17 protein-coding genes and 2 pseudogenes are annotated in these 16680 nt (G+C 69.8%); 6 read left to right on the top strand and 13 right to left on the bottom strand.

From position 1 onward, the window contains the following. Complete coding sequence (locus AB4Z09_RS02255) at window positions 1-195, bottom strand: hypothetical protein (RefSeq protein ID WP_442239078.1); 195 nt, start codon at window positions 193-195, stop codon at window positions 1-3. An 11-nt stretch (window positions 196-206) separates the two neighbouring features. Further along, on the bottom strand, window positions 207-1142 hold the full coding sequence (locus AB4Z09_RS02250) for an SPFH domain-containing protein (RefSeq protein ID WP_442239077.1): 936 nt from the start codon (window positions 1140-1142) through the stop codon (window positions 207-209). Between the two features lie 158 nt (window positions 1143-1300). Between AB4Z09_RS02250 and AB4Z09_RS02245 the strand changes: the two genes are divergently transcribed. Then, on the top strand, window positions 1301-2086 hold the full coding sequence (locus AB4Z09_RS02245; protein WP_442239076.1) for an enoyl-CoA hydratase/isomerase family protein: 786 nt from the start codon (window positions 1301-1303) through the stop codon (window positions 2084-2086). 34 nt (window positions 2087-2120) lie between these two features. Beyond that, a complete protein-coding gene (locus AB4Z09_RS02240; protein WP_114724305.1) occupies window positions 2121-2498 on the top strand; it encodes an SdpI family protein in 378 nt (125 codons plus the stop codon). Here AB4Z09_RS02240 and AB4Z09_RS02235 read toward each other — a convergent pair. From AB4Z09_RS02235 to AB4Z09_RS02225, 3 genes are all read right to left on the bottom strand, one after another. Further along, the gene (locus tag AB4Z09_RS02235) at window positions 2495-2920 is read right to left on the bottom strand and encodes a carboxymuconolactone decarboxylase family protein (RefSeq protein WP_442239075.1); all 426 of its coding nucleotides are present in this window, start codon (window positions 2918-2920) and stop codon (window positions 2495-2497) included. The genes AB4Z09_RS02240 and AB4Z09_RS02235 overlap by 4 nt on opposite strands. Window positions 2921-3123: 203 nt before the next feature. Then, window positions 3124-3336, bottom strand: coding sequence for a heavy-metal-associated domain-containing protein (locus AB4Z09_RS02230; protein WP_442239074.1), 213 nt, complete (start codon window positions 3334-3336; stop codon window positions 3124-3126). 37 nt (window positions 3337-3373) lie between these two features. Next, entirely contained in the window at window positions 3374-4789 is a 1416-nt protein-coding gene (locus AB4Z09_RS02225; protein ID WP_429518104.1) for an MFS transporter, read from the bottom strand. A 324-nt stretch (window positions 4790-5113) separates the two neighbouring features. Between AB4Z09_RS02225 and AB4Z09_RS02220 the strand changes: the two genes are divergently transcribed. Continuing rightward, the gene (locus AB4Z09_RS02220) at window positions 5114-5857 is read left to right on the top strand and encodes a hypothetical protein (RefSeq protein ID WP_442239073.1); all 744 of its coding nucleotides are present in this window, start codon (window positions 5114-5116) and stop codon (window positions 5855-5857) included. Window positions 5858-6113: 256 nt separating this feature from the next. Here the strand turns inward: AB4Z09_RS02220 and AB4Z09_RS02215 are convergent, their stop codons facing one another. The 5 genes and pseudogenes from AB4Z09_RS02215 to AB4Z09_RS02195 all read right to left on the bottom strand — a co-directional run. Then, window positions 6114-6284 (bottom strand): hypothetical protein, encoded by a 171-nt coding sequence (locus AB4Z09_RS02215; RefSeq protein ID WP_442239072.1) that lies wholly within the window; start codon window positions 6282-6284, stop codon window positions 6114-6116. A 57-nt stretch (window positions 6285-6341) separates the two neighbouring features. Next, window positions 6342-6557 carry a helix-turn-helix transcriptional regulator gene (locus tag AB4Z09_RS02210; RefSeq protein ID WP_174909285.1) on the bottom strand — a complete coding sequence of 72 codons (216 nt, stop codon included), beginning with the start codon at window positions 6555-6557 and terminating at the stop codon, window positions 6342-6344. 45 nt (window positions 6558-6602) lie between these two features. After that, complete coding sequence (locus AB4Z09_RS02205) at window positions 6603-7475, bottom strand: spermidine synthase (protein ID WP_442239071.1); 873 nt, start codon at window positions 7473-7475, stop codon at window positions 6603-6605. Window positions 7476-7555: 80 nt separating this feature from the next. Continuing rightward, entirely contained in the window at window positions 7556-8503 is a 948-nt protein-coding gene (locus AB4Z09_RS02200) for an ABC transporter substrate-binding protein (RefSeq protein WP_442239070.1), read from the bottom strand. Window positions 8504-8536: 33 nt separating this feature from the next. Beyond that, window positions 8537-9382, bottom strand: a pseudogene (locus AB4Z09_RS02195) (NrtA/SsuA/CpmA family ABC transporter substrate-binding protein); the annotation flags it as partial. Between the two features lie 285 nt (window positions 9383-9667). Between AB4Z09_RS02195 and AB4Z09_RS02190 the strand changes: the two are divergent. After that, window positions 9668-10171 carry a hypothetical protein gene (locus AB4Z09_RS02190; RefSeq protein ID WP_397484760.1) on the top strand — a complete coding sequence of 168 codons (504 nt, stop codon included), beginning with the start codon at window positions 9668-9670 and terminating at the stop codon, window positions 10169-10171. Window positions 10172-11217: 1046 nt separating this feature from the next. Beyond that, window positions 11218-14130: pseudogene (locus tag AB4Z09_RS02185) on the top strand (cation-translocating P-type ATPase); the annotation flags it as partial. Window positions 14131-14195: 65 nt separating this feature from the next. On the opposite strand, the gene AB4Z09_RS02180 reads toward AB4Z09_RS02185, so the two are convergent. Beyond that, window positions 14196-14351, bottom strand: coding sequence for an Rv1535 domain-containing protein (locus AB4Z09_RS02180; protein WP_368077048.1), 156 nt, complete (start codon window positions 14349-14351; stop codon window positions 14196-14198). A 63-nt stretch (window positions 14352-14414) separates the two neighbouring features. Here AB4Z09_RS02180 and AB4Z09_RS02175 point away from each other — a divergent pair, with 63 nt between their 5' ends. After that, complete coding sequence (locus AB4Z09_RS02175) at window positions 14415-14699, top strand: hypothetical protein (protein WP_114724295.1); 285 nt, start codon at window positions 14415-14417, stop codon at window positions 14697-14699. Here the strand turns inward: AB4Z09_RS02175 and AB4Z09_RS02170 are convergent, their stop codons facing one another. Both AB4Z09_RS02170 and AB4Z09_RS02165 read right to left on the bottom strand, forming a co-directional pair. Continuing rightward, window positions 14700-15344: a response regulator gene (locus AB4Z09_RS02170; protein WP_114724294.1), complete on the bottom strand. Its 645-nt coding sequence runs from the start codon at window positions 15342-15344 to the stop codon at window positions 14700-14702. Next, window positions 15332-16582, bottom strand: a complete 1251-nt coding sequence (locus AB4Z09_RS02165; protein WP_442239115.1) for a sensor histidine kinase — start codon at window positions 16580-16582, stop codon at window positions 15332-15334. The genes AB4Z09_RS02170 and AB4Z09_RS02165 overlap by 13 nt, the downstream gene beginning before the upstream one ends. Window positions 16583-16680 lie beyond the last annotated feature (98 nt).

Here is a 16680-nt window from a genome sequence, read left to right as displayed (position 1 = left end):
CTACATGCGGCGCGGGCGTCCCGGTCGCCGCATCTTCTCGGCGTTCGAGGGCGCCCGTCCCGCGTCGTCCAGCGCACGTCGCAGCAGGAACTCGATCTGCGCGTTGGTACTGCGCAGGTCGTCGGCGGCCCATCGCGCGAGCGCGTCGTGCACGGCCGGGTCGAGGCGCAACAGCACCTTCTTGCGTTCGACCATGACGGCGCAGCCTACTGGTAGAGGGTTCCGGTGTTGACGACCGGCTGGGCGCCCTGGTCGCCACAGAGCACCACCAGCAGATTCGAGACCATCGCCGCCTTGCGCTCCTCGTCGAGTTCGACGGTGTGCTCGCGCTCGAGCCGGTCCAGCGCGGAGGCGACCATGCCGACCGCACCCTGCACGATCTGCTCGCGCGCCGCAATGACGGCACCGGCCTGCTGGCGCCGCAGCATCGCCTGCGCGATCTCCGGGGCGTACGCGAGCTGATTGATGCGCGACTCGATCACCTGCACGCCCGCGGACCGAACACGCTCACCCACCTCGTCGGACAGCTTCGAGGTGATCTCGTCCGCGTTCTGCCGCAAAGAGATCGACTCCCCGCCGCCGTCGTAGGGGTAGCTGCCGGCGATGTGCCGCACTGCGGCCTCGGTCTGGACCGCCACGAACTCCTCGAAATCGTCGACGTCGAACATGGCGCGAGCGGTGTCGCGGACCTGCCAGACGATCACGGCGGAGATCTCGATCGGATTGCCGTCCGCGTCGTTGACCTTCGCCTTCCCGGTGTCGTGGTTGCGAATCCTGGTGGAGATGGCCCGGCGTGTGTTCAGCGGGTTGACCCAGCGCAGTCCGTCCTGCCGCAGCGTCCCCGAGTAGGAGCCCTGCAGCAGCTGAAGCACCCGCGCCTGCCCCGGCTCGACGAGCACGAGCCCCACCAGGGCGTCGAGCGCGCCGAAGAGGAACACTCCCCCGGCGACGATGAGCGGAATGTTGATCCCCGACCCGAGCAGGATCCCGGCGGCGATCAGACCGGCGCCGGCGACGATCGCCAGCAGCCCGCCGATCGCGAAGGGCCAGCCGTTCGCGGACCAGCCGGGACGCTCCTCCACCCCCGTGGCCTCGATCGGAACGGATTCGATTGCGGATGTCCCGGATGTCCCGGCAGTCATGGGTGCCCTCTCGTCAGCGTGGCGCAGTCCGTCGCGCACCATCAAAACAGATATTAAAGTGATATCAGTTTTTAAGCAAACGGTGAATCGGCGGCACCCTGCGTCCTCCTGAACGGGATACGCACCCCTGAAGCTGCAACACGTTCTACTGTGCTGGCATGAGCATTCTCATCGACGACCGCGCCCGCGTACGGACACTGACGCTCGATCGGCCCGACGCACTCAACGCGTTCAGCGAGGCGCTGTACGACGCCACCACCGAGGCGCTGCTGGCCGCCGCCGACGACCCGGAAGTCGCGGTGGTGCTGCTCACCGGCAACGGACGCGCGTTCAGCGCGGGTACCGATCTGCGCGAGATGCAGGCGCTCACAACCGATCCGAACTACCAGCGCGGCAAGTATGGCTTCAATGGCCTGATCGACGCACTCGTGAACTTTCCCAAGCCGCTGATCTGCGCGGTGAACGGACTCGGGCTGGGTGCCGGTGCCACCATCCTCGGGTTCGCGGATCTAACGTTCATGTCCAGCCAGGCGCGGCTCAAGTGCCCGTTCACCGATCTCGGCGTGGCACCGGAGGCCGCGTCGAGCTACCTGATGCCGAAGCTGATCGGCCGGCAGAACGCGGCATGGGTGCTGATGAGTTCGGAGTGGATCGACGCGGACCAAGCCCAGGAGATGGGCCTGGTGTGGCGGGTGTGCGCGCCGGACGAGCTCATGGACGTCGCCCGGGCCCACGCCGAAACCCTGGCAGCCAAGCCGATCTCGAGCCTGATCGCTGTCAAACGGACGATGACCGAGCCGCTGCGCGCCGAGATCGCCGCCGCGCGCGAACGGGAGAACGCGTGCTTCCGCGAGATGCTGGGCGGGCCCGCGAACAGGGAGGCGCTGGCCGCCTTCGCGGAGGGCCGACCGGCCGACTTCAGCACGTTGCCCGCCGGAGCATGAGTGTGTGTCGTGCTCATGATCTAGCGTGAGTCCCATGGAGTCGATCGGGTTGCGGGTGCTGCTGTGGCTGACTTTCACCATCGCGGGGGTCGCGGTCGTCTGGGCGTCGCGGGCCGCGGCCAGCGGCCGTCTGAAGCGAAACCCGTACGCCGGCATTCGGACACCGTCGACGATGGTGAGCGACGAGGCGTGGACCACCGCCCACCGAGCCGGGAGCCGCACGATGCAGATCGGTGGCTACTGCTCGATCCTCACCGGATTCGGCGCCCTCGCCCCGCTGTCGGAGACCTGGCTGACGGTGCTCGGCAGTGTGGGGGCCGGCTGCCTGCTGGGCTTCACCCTCATCGGCGCCTGGATCGGCATCCGCGCCGCACGGGAGGTCCCGCTGGACTCCGAACCCGAACCGGCCTAGCCGTCGGTAGTCTTCACTCCCGCGAGGACGTTGAAGGCGCCGGTCAGGAGGTTGAGGGCGACGATGCCGACGACATCGGCGATCTCGCGGTCGCTGTAGCCGTGCCCGCGAAGGTCCGCGACGTGTTCATCGGTGATCGAGGTCGGTTCCCGGTAGACGCGAAGGCCGAGGTCGATCATTGCCGCGATGGCGGGATCGGCCGAGGTGCCCTCTCGGGCACGGTCGATCTCGGCGGTCTCGACACCGTGGGCGTGCGCGGCGGCGATGTGGGCTTCGAGGCAGGCAGCGCAACCCTGCCGGGCCTGGACCGCGATCGAGATTCGCTCGCCGATCCTGCGGCTCAGTTTCGCGCGCTTCATGGCCCGGCTGAGCTGTAGGTAGCCGCCCAGCACGGCGGGCGAGTGCGCCATCGTGGAGACCATGTCGCCAACCTGTCCATGACGGGAGACCAGGTCGGAGAGAAGATCCCGTGATGCACCGACAGCGGTGTCCGGGGTGAGAGGTGTGAAACGAGGCATAGCAGTCCTCTGTGGTTTCGTGAGCGGTCGGCTCCCCGCCCGTCCTGGCTTACCGCCGGTGGGGGTGGCCGGGACGGGCGGCGAAGTCGACCTGTATGTGCGGTTGCTCAGTTGGTGGTGAGCTTGTACCCGGCGTTCTCGACGGCCTGCCGGACATCGGCGTCGCTGACCGGACCCTCGCTGGTGAGAGTGATTCCGCCGGTGGCGAGGTCGATGTCGACGCCGATGATTCCGGGAATCCGCTCGACGTGCCTGGTGACCTTTCCCGCGCAGCTTCCGCAGGTCATTCCGGCGACGAGGTAGGTGCGATTGGTGGGCATGGGTTGAGCCTTCCTGTTCGATTCGAAGCTTTGCGGGTCAGGCGTTCACAGGCTCCGGGGCAACCTTGGTCGATCGCATCGCTACCGCGGTGATACCCGCGCCCACCAGCGCAATGACTGCCGCACCGATGAAGACTGCGGAGAACCCGTTCGTCAGCTCCGTCAGGTCACCGAGCTGGTCAGCACCGAACACGGTTGCGATTGCCGTCATCACGGCCAGCCCGACAGCAGAGCCGACCTGGTAACTGACATTGACGATGCCGGACGCCAATCCGCCCTCCTCGGGGCGTGCGGCCGAAATCGCCGTCCCCAGTGAGGGAATGAACGCCAGCGTCATGCCTGCCGCTGCCACCAGCGACGCCGGCAGCACATCGACCCAGAAGTTGCCGGTGGGCCGCACCAACGACATCCACCCCAGCCCGATTCCGAGAACCAGCAACCCTGCCACGATCATCGTCTTGGCTCCGAACCGCTGCATGGCCCTGGGAGCGACAACGATCATGCCGAGCATGACGAGCATTGTCATCGGCAGCAGAGCCGCACCGGCCGGGAAGGCGCTGTAACCGAGCACTTGCTGCAGGTACAGGTTCAGGAAGAACCACATCGGTATCCACGCCGCACCGAGGACCAGCTGAGCGATGTTGGCGGCGGCGAGGTTGGGTGCCTTGAAGATTCCGAGTCGTACCAATGGTTCGCGGCGCTTGGACTGGATCATCACGAAGGCGCCCAACAATGCGGCCGATACCGCGAGCGCAAGCCACGTCTGCCCCGATCCCCAGCCGACGTCGGGTGCCCTGACGATGCCGAAGACTCCGACAGCGAGGCCTGCCGTGACGGCGAGTGCGCCGAGAAGATCGATCGATCCGGTGCGCGCGGCGGCGTTCGGCATCAGGAAGGGCGTGGCGATCAGTGCGATGACGGCGATGGGGATGTTGAGATAGAAGACCCACGGCCAGCTGGCGTATTCGGTGATGACGCCGCCGAGGAACACCCCGGCGGTGCCGCCGGCCGGGGCCGCAGCACCGTAGATGGACAGCGCCTTGGTCATCTCCTTCTGCGTGCTGCCGAACAGCATCATCAACAGGGTGAGGGCCGACGGCGCGATGAGTGCCGCACCGGCGCCCTGGACTGCGCGGCCCGTGAGCTCGACGGCGACGTTGCCGGCGGCACCGGCGACGACGGAACCGGCCAGCAGGATCAGCCAGCCGGCGGTGAACACTCGGCGGGCACCGAACAGATCCGAGAGGCGCCCACCGAGTAGGAGCAGCCCACCGAATGCGATGACGTAGGCGTTGAACACCCACGTCAGGCCCTCCTGGGAGAAGCCCAGATCACTCTGCATCTGGGGAAGAGCGACACCGATGATGGAGGTGTCCATGATGACCATGAACTGCGCGGCGGCTATCAACGCCAACGCCCACCACTTTCGGGTGGATTGTGCTTGCGTGGACATACTGCCCCTTCCTTACCTGTACGGGGTATGGGCGATGGAATGGAAGATCAAGGGCGATCTGGACGATCAAGCCACGGCGAACACTGGCCCGCACGGACGCGAAATGCCCGCCAAACAGGCAATACTCGAACATCCTCGATCGGCGCCCACCACAGGGGCACATCAGATCTCCCGTCGGTGATTGTCTCACCGATCGATACCCTAGGGGGGTATAGTACAAATTGCAATGCGGCCTGCGGCATCGCAGTACGCAACCCCGAGACGCACGACAACCGCAGCCCTTCCGATACGGAAGCTGCCACCGCCCTACCACTTGGAGGACTGATGTTCAGCGAGAGCGGCTACACACTGGAACTGGCAGCGTCGGAGACGACCGTCGGGAGCCGGGTACCCCTGCAGTTCCGGATCGTCGATTCGACCGGAATCCCACTGACCCGGTACACCGACGCCCACGAGAAGCAACTGCATCCGATCGCGGTCAACCACGACCTGACCGGATTTCAGCACGTGCACCCCGAACTGGATTCGTCCGGAACCTGGCATGTGCCAGTCGATTTCGATCACGCCGGCGACTATCGAATCTTCGCCGACTTCACCCCGGACGGCGGCGACGGAATCACGCTGGGTGCGGACGTGCACGTCGCAGGCACCTACGAGCCGCGGCCATTGCCCCTCGCGACCGCCACTGCGACGGTCGACAGTTACACCGTCTCCCTCGACGGGGCGGCCCACGCAGGCCGAACATCGAAGCTCACGCTCTCGGTCAGCCGCGACAAGCAACCCGTAACGGACCTGCAGCCCTATCTGGGCGCGTACGGCCATCTGGTCGCGTTACACGCCTCCGACCTCACGTATCTCCACGTCCACCCGGACGGCCATCCCGGTGACGGCGTTACACCGGCTGGGCCCGCCATCAACTTCTACGCCGGCATGCCGAGCGTCGGGGCCTACCGCTTGTTCTTGGACTTCCGACACGAGGGAGTGGTGCGTACCGCCGAGTTCACCGTGACTGCCGACAACGCGACTACACCGGTACCCGAGCAGGCATCCGGTCACCACAGCCACTGACCCGACGACGCCGAATCTGTTCCACAACAACGACGTAGACGAAGAACTCCACCGAGGAAATGGAAGGCAAGATGTCATCGACAGCCCGACGAGCATGGGCGATAGCCATGCACCCTACTGTTCGCGCAGCAGCACATTGCGCGGCGATGTGCGCATTGATCGCCCTGCAGGACAACGGAAGCCGAAGGGCATCCGCGCACCGAACCGGAACCGGGAACTGCTGTGCCGCCACCGGTTGACAGTGGCGCGCCACGCCCTAGTCGTCGGCCGCCTCGAACCGCGCCCGGCGCCGCCGCTTGATCCGGACGCCGACGACGGCAGCGGCGCCGCCGATCGCCGCCCCGACAATCACGCCCGCCCACGTCGACGACGCGCTGTCGCTGTTCGACACCAGCAGGCGGGCGACAATTCCGGCCGCGCCGATCACGTAGACCGCGACGGCGATCTCCCACGACCCGCATGGCGTTCACGAAGACACTCATCGTCACCCCTCCTCGTCCAACGGGAACAGCGTCTCGACACTCGCGTCCAGCGCCCGCGCCAGACGCAGCGCGAGATAGACGCTCGGCGCGTAGTCGCCGCCCTCCACCGACACGATGCTCTGACGGCTCACACCGCCCGCACGTGCCAGTTCGGCCTGCGTTATCCCGGCCTGTTTGCGATGCTCGCGCACCCGGTTGCCGCGTGGTGTACCGGTCACAGGAAGAGTAAAAGATGGTTGACACCCAGATGTCAAGCATCCTTGTCACCCCTCGGTCGGCGTGCCCTCGTCGCGCAGTACCTTCGCCGACGCGGCGAACCGCCGGACCTGGGCGTCCTGCCACACGTGGGCCGGGGTGCCGCCACCGAGGACGCGACTGGCGAGTGTCGGGGACGTTCCGATCGGGACATCGCTGCCGGCGATGACGATGTTGCCGTCACGCTTGCCCTTGAGCATGGCGGGGTCCGCGATGATCGCGGTGTGCTCGAACACCGCGCCGATCGTCGCCGCCTCGGCGCGCGCGCCGCGCAGATCCGGGGTATCGCCGCAGTTCACCACGTAGATGCCGCCCGGGGACAGCACGCGGCGTGCCTGCCTGGTGAACTCGAGCGTGGTGAGCGGCCGAGGCGTGCTGCGTCCGGCGAACACGTCCCGGATGATCAGGTCCCGGCTGTCGTCGGTGAGCGTCTCGGTGACCGCGCGCGCCTCCCCCACCCGAACCCGCAGTAGCGGCGCCCGCGGCAGGTCGAACCACTCGCGGACCAGCACGGCGAGGCGGCCGTCCAGCTCGACGACCACCTGACGCGCCTCCGGGTACACGGATGCGAAGCTGCGGGCCAGCGTGCAGGCGCCGCCGCCGAGGTGGAGCACCCGCAGCTTGGTCTGCGAATCCCATTGGGAACGAGACAGTTCGGATATCCACCGCATGTAGTCGAAAGCGAGGGTCTGCGGATCGGCGAGGTCGATGTGCGAACTCGGTTCACCGTTGATCTTCACGATCCAGCTCTGCGGATCGAACGGATCCTCCTCGAGTTCGCACATCCCGGTGTCGATCTCGTAGGCCCCTGCGACGGGTCCTCCCTCGTCACCGCGAGGAGTGCGCCCCTCGGTTCTGCGGCCGCCCCGCTGCCTGCCCATCGACGCCATCCCTGCTGCTCACGTGTGCCGCCACGAACGCGAACACTCGACGACCAGGGTAGCCGGTGCCGGCCGACCGATCACACCGCGACGCCGGGCCGGGTCGTCTCGACCACCCCGCCGATCCACGGCAGGACCGCGCCGCGCACCGCCACCGGCTTCGGCAGCAGACCGTTGGCATACAGCAGGTCCGCGGCGCGCTGCTGCTCGTCGAGGAACTCCTCGGTGACCGGACCGATCCCGAATGGCCGGCCGCGCAGTGCCTCCTCCCAACGGTTCAGATCTGCGGTGCCCCCGCGCCTTTCGGCGTCCTCGACGAAGAATCTCGCCGCTTCACGAGGATTCGCGACGATCCACGCGTCGGATTCCTGCAGCGCGGCGATGACCGCCTCGAGCTCGGCGCGGTGGTTCTCGGCGAAGTCGCGGCGCACGAACCACAGTGACGGATGACTGAACAGCCCGTCGGTGTCGACGAGGGTGTGCAGCCGGGCGGCAGCCTCCACGTCGGCCAGCCCCGGATAGGCGCCTACCCAGGCGTCGAGGTCACCGCGCAGCAGTGCCCCGCCGCCCTCGTTCACATCGACATCCACCGGCACGACATCCGACCACGTCAGGCCCTCGCGGTCGAGGGCGAGCAGCGCGAGCGTGGTCTGCCACGACCCGTGCGTGATCCCGATCCGCTTGCCGCGCAGGTCCGCGGCGGTGCGGATACCCGAGTCGGCGAGGGTCACCAGCCGGCCGTTCTCCACCCGAGGGCCGGAGATGCCGACGTAGACCAGGTCGCGGCCCTGACCGAGGGCGGTGATCGGCGGGGTGAACCCGGTCCCGATGACGTCGTAGCCGCCGTCCTCGAACAGCCAGTCCGAGTGCAGCGTCGGCAACCCGTGCCGGGGATCGACCCGTCGCGTCGACGGCAGGTCGCGCAGGTCGACCCACTCGACGTCGGGGAGACGGAGTTCGAGCAGGCCGTTGTGGCGCAGCGCGAACAGGGAGTTGTTGTTCGGGAAGTACCCGACACGGATGGTCACGGAAGTCCTCCTGAAATCGGTTCGGGCTCAGACGAGTCCGCGGCCACTCAGCGCCCGCGGACCGGCCTGTTCGAAGACGTTCTCGAACGCGGCCGGATTCTCCCACTGCCGGCGAGTGAGGTCCTGGGTGACCTCGAGGAACTTCTGCACCGCCTCGGGATGTTCCTGCAGCACCGCGGTGCGGCCGGCGACGATCGTGTTATCGACCGAGTCGATGCTGCCCTCGGTGGCGATCTCCTTGGCACCCTTCACTTTCGCCTCCTGGTAAGGAGCAAGGAAGGAGGCCCACGCATCCACCTGCCCGGTGGAGAACGCGGACGCCGCATCGGTCTGCTGCAGCGGTACCCGCGCCACCGAATCGATAGGGATGCGCGCCGCGGTCAGCGCCTTGAGGACGATGTACTCGCCCTTGGCCGCCGGATTGACGGCGACCCGCTTGCCCGCGAGGTCCTCGAGCTTCTCGATGCCCGACCCGGGTGTGGCGATGATGCCACTCTGGTCCTTGTTGTACGGGTCGGACGTCGCGAAGATCCGGACGCCGACGTCCTTCGACAGCGCGCCCACGACGGGGCTGTAGGCGCCGGTCTGGATATCCAGTTCCCCGGTGTTGAACAGTTTGAGGTTGGAACTGAATCCCGGTGCGGTCTTGACCCATTCGATCTTCGCTCCGAGCGGTGCGAGCGCTCGGTCGAAGTCACCGTCACGCTTCCCGACCGCAATCGCTCCGGAGTTGCCCGGGTCGTAGACCTTGAGGGTGAACTGATCGGTCGCGGCGTCGGACGCCGCGGCGTCCGAACCGCCACATGCAACCGCCAGCCCTGCCAGGGGAACGAGCGCGAGCGCGAGAGCAGCTCGGGGCAGACGGCGCATACGGAACATCGAGGACTACTGGGTTGCAATGGGACGGAAAATCCGTGCGCCGCACTCGGATCGGGGGCGCAACGGGATGGGGTGACAGAGAACAACGTTAGGACCGGACGGTCGCAATGCCACGGGTTGCCGTCTGGCTGAATACAACGCTTGACACACCGGGTGATTCGTGCCGATCGAACGTCCGAAAGGTTCACAAGGCAGGTGGTCGGGTTTAGACTCGGCTGCGAGTGGTAACCCGATCCCCGACGACTGCAGCCCCACTGCGACTGCGAATCCGACGATGGGCGTTCGATGGAACAGACAGGGAACACCTCGCACAACGGTCACAGATCCGGCAACGGCCGAATGTCGTTCGCCGACGGAGCCGTGCGGACCGTCTCCGGGATCGCGGAGGTGACCACCGCCTCGATCGGCGCGGTCGGCGGCGCGGCTGTCGGGACCGTCGTCGGGGGCGTCCGGGGCGCGGTCGGCGGAATGGCCGACGGGATGCGCAGAGGCGTCGAAACCGGGAGCCACTCCACACCGGCCGCCGTACTGACCATGGCCGCCGCGGGCGCGGTGGGGCTCGTCGAATGGCCGGTGGTCCTGACCGTCGGGGGCGCCGCGCTCGTGTTGAGGCAACTCCACGAGCGCGGCGCGCACCCGGAGGCTGCGATGGCCGCCGCCCCCGCGAGCGCGCCCGCCAAGCCCACCCGAGCGGGTCCCGACCGCACCGCGAACACCAAGAAGGCAACTGCGAAGAAGACGACGAAGAAGAGCACGACCTCCCGGCCACGGGGGCGTACCACTCGGTGAGGATCGCGGGGGTCGGGGCACTACTGGGGCAGGCACGCGCACTGCCCCGCCGGAGCCTGGACACGGCACTGACGACGGCGGTCGTCGGCACCGCCGCGACCGCGGGTGTGCTGACCGCGCTGCTCGCGCCTCGACAGGCCGACTCCCCCGGCACCGATCGTCCACCGCCGCCGGCCTGGGACGATGCCGTGCTCCGCGCCCGTGTGGCCGCGCTCGCCGCCCACTCCGTCGGGTTCGGATTCGCGACGGCGGGACGGATCCTGACGTTGCCGCGGCTTCCCCTCGCGCTGGCCGCGCCGGTGACGGTCCTCGACTACCAACCGCGGCTGCGCCGGCTCCTGGAGGCCGGGCTCGGTCGCGTCGGCACCGACCTGGTCCTGTCGACCGCGACGGCCGCCGGCTTCGCGGCCGCGCAGGCGCCGGCCCCTCTCGCGGTCGAGGCGCTGCTGCGGGCGTCGGTGGTGGGCGAGGTGGTCGCCAACCGGCGCGCGTGGCAGCGCAGTCCCCTCCCCCGGAGCACGCCCGCCGACACCGCTCCCCCCAGCGGCGCGGTCGATCGCCATCTCGAGCGGGCCGCGTGGGTACAGCTCGCGGGCTCGGTGGCCGTCGGTGCCGCCACCGGCAGTCTCCGCACGGCCGGGACGACGGCTCTGGTGACGGCCCCGAAGGCGGCCCGCACCGCACGTGAGTCCTTCGCGAGCGCGCTCGGTCGCGGACTGGTCACCGATCACCGCGTGCTGTGCCGCGGCCCTGACGTGCTGCGTCGGATCGACTGCGTGACCGCGCTGGTCGTCGACCCGCGTGCGCTGTTGACCACCGATCTGCGGGTGAGCCGGATCCGGGGCGTTGCGGAGGACCGTCGGGCGCGCGTCTGGGACGTGGCCCGCACCGCCGTCGACGACGGAGTGCTCGGGCAGGGCTGGCATCGACTCGCGGAACTGTCGGAGGTGGCAGACGTCGCCGACGACCCCGACGCCGCGGTGCTGGTCGCGCCCGTTCGCGATCCCCTGGCCGGTGGCCTGCTCGAACAGATTCGACGGTCCGCCATGACCGTCCACTCGATCGACGACGATGCCCTCGGAACCCTGCGCTCGGCGTTCGACGAGCTCCGGAAGCCCACCGGCGCAGTCGATTCCGACCTACTGGAGATGGCACTGAACCTGCGGGACGGTGGCGCGTCGGTGGCGGTTCTCGCCGCGGACTGTCCGCGGGCACTCGCGACCGCGGACGTCGGGATCGGGCTCGTGCGCAGCGGCGCCCCGCCGCCCACCGACTGCGACCTCCTCGTCCCCGACCTGGCGGCCGCATGGCGGGTGGTGCGCGCCGTCCCGGCGGCCCGGACCGCCAGTCGCCGCGGTATCGAGATTGCCACCGGCGCTTCACTTCTCGGATCGCTCCTGATGCTGCCCGGGACGCACGGCCGCGGCCCGGGACCCGTCAGCGCCGGGGCCGGCGCCGCACTGTGGACCGGCCACCGGCTGGCTCGACAGGTTCTGCGCGCCGCGACACCCCTGCCGGATCCACAGCACGACTGGCATTCGATGCCCGTCGACCGTGTCCGCGCCATGCTCGGCACGCCCGGACCGCGGTCGGAGACGGCCGGGGCGGGCCGCCTGATCGCGACGGCGACCTGGATGCGGCGTCCCGTGGAGGCCACCTGGGATTTCGGGCGCTCGCTGCGGACCGAGCTGTCCGACCCGCTGACGCCGATCCTCGCCACGGGCTCGGCCGCGAGTGCCGTGCTCGGCTCCCCCGTCGACGCGATCCTCGTCGGATCCGTCCTCGTCGGCAACGCCGCACTGTCCGCCGTCCAGCGCCTGCACGCGGAGCGGCTGCTGCGGCGGCTCCTCGCGGTGCAGGACACCCCGGCTCGCGTGGTCCGCGGCGGACAGGGCGGACACGAGGCCGTGGCCGCCGGACTGCTCCGCGCGGGCGAGGTGATCGAGGTACGGCCGGGTGAGGTGGTGCCCGCCGACGGCCGCCTGATCGAGGCCGACGGCGTCGAGGTGGACGAGTCCTCCCTGACCGGGGAATCCCTCCCGGTCGACAAGCAGACCGAGGCGACGCCGGGTGTCCCCCTCGCCGAACGCAGCTGCATGCTCTACTCGGGCACCACCGTCCTGACCGGCACCGCGACCGCCGTGGTGACCGCCGTCGGCGCCGCCACCGAGACGGGCCGCGCATCCGCGCTGTCGCCGACACCGGTCGGCCGGACAGGGCTGCAGGCCCAGCTGGGCGAGTTGACCCGGCGGGTCCTGCCGGTCAGCGTCGGCGGTGGTGCGCTGGTCACCCTCACCTCGATGCTGCGCGGCGGAGGGCTCCAGGCCGCGATCACGAGCGGCGTCGCCGTGGCGGTGGCGGCCGTGCCCGAGGGCCTGCCCCTCGTCGCGACCCTCGCCCAGCAAGCCGCAGCGCGCCGGCTCACGCATTCGTCGGCGCTGGTACGCGCGCCCCGTTCGGTCGAGGCACTCGGCCGGGTCGACGTCGTGTGCTTCGACAAGACGGGCACGCTCAGCGAGGACCGCCTGCAGGTCACCGCGGTCCGGCCCCTCGGCTCGCACGACCACGACGACGTCGTCGACGCCGCAGCCCGGACATCGATCACCGCGGACGGGAAGGCGGCCGCGCACGCCACCGACCGCGCCGTGGTGGAGGCCAGGGCGAGGTCGGGCAGCGTCCACACCGCCGACGTGCTGCTTCCGTTCCGGTCCGGCCGCCCGTACGCCGCCGCGATCACCGGCACCGACCTGGTGGTCAAGGGCGCACCCGAGGTGATGCTGGCCGCCTGCACCGGCACCTCACCCGCACCGCTCGAGACGATCGTCGACGAGGTGCAGACGATGGCCGAGCAGGGCCTGCGCGTGATCGCGGTGGCCCGCCGCACCCTCACCGCGGACCAGGCGGCGCGGGCCGCGGACGATCCCGACGCGATCGAATCCCTGTGCCGCCGGGGGCTGGAGCCGCTCGGCCTGCTGGGGCTGTCCGACACCGCCCGACCCGAGGCCGCCGGGCTGCTCCCCGCCCTCGAGGAGCGGGACGTCTCGGTGCGGCTGATCACCGGCGATCATCCCGTCACCGCCGCCGCGATCGCCCGGGACCTGGGCCTCGAACTCGACGCGGGCGACGTGCTGACCGGCACCGAATGGGAGGCGCTGTCGCACCGGCGGCAGGAGACCGCGGTGCGCGAGCGCCAGGTGTTCGCGCGGATGTCGCCGGAGCAGAAGGTACAGATCGTGCAGACCCTCGAACGCACCGGGCACGTCTGCGCGATGGTCGGGGACGGCGCCAACGACGCCGCCGCGATCCGGGCCGCGAGCATCGGGATCGGCGTCGCGTCGCACGGCAGCCACCCGGCCCGCAGCGCGGCCGACATCCTGCTGCTCGACGGCCACGTCGACGCGATCCTGGACGCGATCGACGAGGGCCGGCAGCTGTGGCAGCGGGTGCAGTCGGCGGTGTCGGTGCTGCTCGGCGGCAACGCCGGCGAGGTTGCGTTCGCGCTGATCGGGAGCGCGATCAGCGGGCGTGCCCCCCTCAACGCGAGACAACTGCTGCTGGTCAATCTGCTCACCGACGCGCTACCGGCGGCGGCGCTCGCGGTGAGCCCACCCAACCCGGACCGCGCCTACGACGGCCGCGGGCCGGACACGGCCGCACTGTGGCGGACGGTCGCCGTGCGGGGCGCGGCGACCGCGGCCGGTGCGGGCGTCGCGTGGGGTCTGGCCTCGGTCACCGGCCGCCCGCGCAGGGCGTCGACGGTGGGACTCGTCGCGCTCGTCGGGGCCCAGTTGGGGCAGACGCTGATCGATTCCCGCAGCCCGCTGGTCGTGACGACGGCCGTGGGCTCGCTGGCGGTGCTCGGCGCGGTGGTCAGCACGCCCGGGGTCAGCCAGTTCCTCGGTTGCACCCCACTCGGCCCCGTCGGATGGACGCAGGCCCTCGGGTCCGCCGCCGGTGCCACCGCGGCCGCCGCGGTGGCACCCCGGGTACTCACATGGTGGCAGACACGCAGCACCGCGCCGAATCAGTCGACGATCAGCACTCCCGCGCGCAGCAGCACGGCGTACGTGTGGCGCAGCGGCGGGGTCAGAACTGCGGCGACGGCACCGGTCAACGGATCGGTCCGCGAGGGAGCGAGAGCCGATGCGAACGCAGACAGTGCAGGTAACGAAACGATCACGGCTCCCACGATGGCGGCCGTAGGTGTCCGGCAGGTGAACGACGAGGATGGGCAGGGCGAACGATGACCGAAACAACCATGGACCTTCAGCACCGACTCGATTCGCACCAGGCCGCGCTCGAACAGATCGACCAGGGCTCGCGCTTCGCGATCCGGCTCCCGCTCGTCGGGGACATCGGGGTGCCCCGGCCCGAACAGCTGGCATATTTCGCCGCCCTCGGGCTGCTCGCGGCGTTCGAGCTGATCGACTGGCCCGTGGCTCTCGCGATCGCCGCCGGGCACGCGCTGGCCGCCGATCAGCACCACCGCGCGCTGCAGGAGGTCGGCGAGGCGCTCGAGAGCGCCTGATCAGGAGCGCAGGTGGGCGAGCACCGCGAGCACCCGCCGGTGTCCGGTATCCGACGCTGACAGTCCGAGCTTCGCGAAGATGTTACCGATGTGCTTGCTCACCGCGGTGTCGCTGACCACGAGTTTGCGGGCGATGTCCGCGTTGCCGAGCCCCTCCGCCATCAGTCCCAACACCTCCGATTCGCGCGGGGTGAGGGTGCGGATGGGATCGTCGGCCCGGCGCCGGCTCATGAGCTGCGAGATCACCTCGGGATCCATCACCGTCCCGCCGTCGACCACCCGGCGCAGCGCGTCGACGAACTCCTCGACCTTGCCGACCCGCTCCTTGAGCAGGTAGCCGACGCCGGACGCGCCACCCGACAGCAGCTCCCCCGCGTACCGGTCCTCGACGTATGCCGAGAGCACCAGGACCGGGAATCCGGGCCGACGCCGCCGCGCCTCGATCGCCGCCTTCAGGCCCTCGTTGGTGAACGTCGGCGGCATGCGCACGTCCAGCACGGCACCGTCCGGCGGATCCGCCTCGAACGCCGCGAGGAACTTCTCGGCGTCGTCGACCGCAGCCGTCACCTCGATCCCGACGCTGCGCAGCAGGAGCGCGAGCCCCTCCCGGAGCAGAGCGTCGTCCTCGGCGATCAGAATCCGCACGGCAGTGTCACCTCGAGTCTCGTCGGCCCGCCGAGCGGGCTCTGCACGGTCATAGTTCCCTCGAACGCTGCCACGCGGCGCCGGATCCCGGCCAATCCGCTGCCCGCGGTCTCCACCGCACCGCCGTGCCCGTCGTCGAGGACGTCGATCACCATGGTCGCCCCCGCCGCGTCGTCGCGGGTGCCGATCGTGAGCTGCACGCGCTCGGCACCGCTGTGCTTGACGACGTTGGTGAGGGCCTCGGCGACGACGAAGTACGCGGCCGCCTCCACCGCGGCGGGCGCCCGGCGCAGGCCGTCGACGTCGAGCACGCACGGCACCGTGCAGCGTCCCGCCAGCGCCGACACGGCACCGCCCAGCCCGAGCTCGTCGAGGATCGGCGGATAGATGTCGTGGACCAGCGTCCGCAGCTCCGACAGCGCGTCCGACGCGGCGTCCTGCGCCCGAAGCAGCTGCGGCAGAGCCTGATCCGGGTCCACCCGCAGCGAGCGTTCGGCGAGACCGAGCATCATCACCACCGCGACCAACCGATTCTGGGCACCGTCGTGCAGGTCCCGTTCGATCCGCCGCAGCTCCGCGGCGTGCGCGTCGAGGGCGGCGGCACGGCTCGCGGTCAGGGCCGAGACCCGTTCGGACAGTTCGGTTTCCCGCCGCGGCGCGAGCAGCCGGGACGCGAGCCCGCTGATGCCCCGGGCCATCGCGGGGATCGTCCACCACCCCAGCAGCACGTAGCCGACGGCGACGAGCGGCATCGGCGCCGCACCCCACCACGACGTGACCGGATAGATGCTGCTCACCGGCTCGTCGGGCGGCAGCGCCCACCAGTAGAACGGGATCGCCAGCGAATTCAGCGCCGCCGCCGGCAGTCCTATCGCCAGCAGACCCGCCGTGAGCGCCGCGATCGAGTGCACGGCGACCCACGCAAAGTCGCGTCGCGTGGACTGTGCGGTCAGCAGCCGCCGTAGATCGTCGAAGCCCGGATGGTCCGTGATCTGCGGATACCGCTCGCCCACCACGGTCCCCGTGTACCGCCCGGCCCGCACCCGCGCCCGGCCCGCCCACCACCGCAGCGCGCGCACGTACGCGGGCACCGCGAGCCAGCCGACGATCAGGATCAGCACCGCCCCGATCACCAGCCCGACCACGAGGAAGCAGAGCGAGACGACGGCGGCGCCGGCCTCGACCGCGAGGAAGCGGACGGCGCGCCACCGCTCGTTCAGGCGTTCGGTCCACTGCACCGCTCCAGCATGCCGCACGACCGGGCCGCTGTCGGTATAGCCCGCTACACCATCGATCGGGTACCGCACGGGATGGTTCGCGCACGCCACCGTCCATA

The organism is Rhodococcus sp. TAF43 (assembly GCF_052113525.1).
Lineage (GTDB): Bacteria > Actinomycetota > Actinomycetes > Mycobacteriales > Mycobacteriaceae > Prescottella.
This window is presented reverse-complemented; position numbering and strand designations above follow the sequence as displayed.